The following is a 534-nucleotide window of genomic DNA, read 5'->3' on the forward strand; positions in this document are numbered from 1 at the left end:
ACGAAACTCTCGCTCCATCATTTCATCAAAATAACGACGATTTCTAACCCCGGTGACTTGATCAAGTGTTGATAGATCTTCAAGTTCGGAGTTTAATTTATTGACCTTTTCTAAAGCCAGTCGTAAGTCTCTGGTTCGCTGCTCAACTTCTACCTCTAATGCTTCATTTTGCATCTGCTTGGTCTCGATCAGCTTTTCCTTCACTTGCAAGGTTTCTGCTTCAGCTTTAAAACGGCGCGAAGTAGCGTCATGCAAGCGTTCCGCAAGAGCAAAAGACAAGAGAATAATTTCAATAGCTGAGCCAATTTGCGCTGCAGACTCCGTTAGCCCATTTCTAGGCAGTAAGCCAAATTTGTTCATGGCCAATATAACGGTGCCAATTAGAAACATACTCCAGGCAACCGAAAAGTACGTCGCATATTTTTGTCTCGATTTGATCGTGACATAGTAACTAATAAATAAAATAGACGAACAAGTAACGATCGCCAAAGCCGCACCATAAGGAATCATGACTGCATAAGGTAAGAGCGTGCT

Annotated in this window: 1 protein-coding gene; it reads right to left on the bottom strand. The window is 42.1% G+C overall.

What is annotated here, in order from left to right; all coding sequences use genetic code 11:
- Positions 1-534: 7TM diverse intracellular signaling domain-containing protein (locus A3766_RS07845; RefSeq protein ID WP_304440942.1), on the bottom strand; the 534-nt coding region annotated here is incomplete at both ends.

This window comes from Oleiphilus sp. HI0132 (assembly GCF_001635845.1).